The sequence below is a fragment of the Ornithinimicrobium sp. CNJ-824 genome, from assembly GCF_001942405.1.
Classification (GTDB): Bacteria; Actinomycetota; Actinomycetes; order Actinomycetales; family Dermatophilaceae; genus Ornithinicoccus; species Ornithinicoccus kibberensis.
The window spans coordinates 1-1,187 of sequence record NZ_MKKA01000058.1 but is presented as its reverse complement, the minus strand read 5'-3'; the positions used below and the strand labels follow the sequence as shown (position 1 = coordinate 1,187).

General features: G+C 68.4%; 1 protein-coding gene and 1 pseudogene. Both read right to left on the bottom strand.

Annotated features, from left to right (window positions below; genetic code table 11):
- Positions 1-50: 50 nt before the first annotated feature.
- A pseudogene (locus BJF81_RS19910) lies at positions 51-387 on the bottom strand (transposase); the annotation flags it as partial.
- A gap of 316 nt (positions 388-703) precedes the next feature.
- A complete protein-coding gene (locus BJF81_RS21640) occupies positions 704-871 on the bottom strand; it encodes a hypothetical protein (protein WP_158068700.1) in 168 nt (55 codons plus the stop codon).
- Positions 872-1,187 lie beyond the last annotated feature (316 nt).

Genomic DNA, 1,187 nt, shown 5'->3' with positions numbered 1-1,187 from the left:
ATCGAACTGTCGCAAGTCCAATCGTCCCAGGTCACAGGGGCATTCGTGTGTTACGACCCGGCTTGGTCACCCAATACATCGGCGGATCGAGGCTGAGGGGCGGCTGTGGACATGGTGGCCTCGTACTCGATGGGCGTCAATCGACCGAGTCGGTCCTGGCGTCGACGGCAGTGGTAGGTCCGCTCGATCCTGGTGACGATGGCAAGCCGGAGATGCTCGCGGGTGTGCCAGCGGCGGGACAGGTCGGTGCCTTGGGGGAAGTACTGGCGTAGCAAGCCGTTGGTGTTCTCATTCGTGCCCCGGTGCCAGGGTGACTGCGGATCGGCGAAGAACACCGGGATGCCGGTGTCAAACCTTGAACTGGGCGTGGGCGGACATCTCCTTGCCGTGGCACGTATCGCCCGGTCCCCGCTGCCCGCGGAAGCCTGCGGCACCGTCCGCCGGACCAGGGCGGTCATCTTCCGCCGCCCGTAGAGCCCTTCGGGGCTCAGACGGCCGCCGGCCCCGGCCGTCGGTGGTCCAGGCGAGGTCGCGGACGGTGTCCATCACCAGGGCGTCACTGATAGTGCGCTCAGCGACCGGGCGGGCTGGCTGGCGCCAGGCGCGGTACGTCCTCTCGGCGACCTGGCAGCCCTGCTCACGCAGCACCCGGAGATGGACTCGACCGCGAACCCCTGGGACCTCTCGTCCACGAACGCGATGATCATCGGTTGCGGGGGCCGAGCTCGCCCGCGAAGAAAAGCGAGGCCCGTCGCAGGATCTCGTTGTCCTCCTCCAAGCGGTGTACCTGGGCCTTGAGCCTCTTGATCTCGGCCAGCTCCTCGCTGGTGGCACCCTGGCGCTGCCCGCCATCGATCTGGGCCTGGATCACCCAGCGGCGCACCGTCTCCTTGCCCAGTCCTTCCCAGAGGGCGACGGCCTCAGCCTCGATCCGCCGAGCGGGTTCCTGGGGGGAATTGAGATGCGGGCTGAGAGGATTTGCTGAGCGAGTTCGGCGTCGGGGCGCGCGGGAGCCGCCGGTCTGCCCGGCTTTTCCACTTGGGGTCGTTCCTCGTCGGGGCAGGAGTGGGTGTCAGGCGGGGGCGTAGGCGCCGGCGTACATGCCTGCCCAGGCGTCCTGCCAGGGCCAGTTGGTGGGTAGGTGCAGGTGCAGTCGTCGGGCCCGGTTGGCGATCCGGGCCGGGATC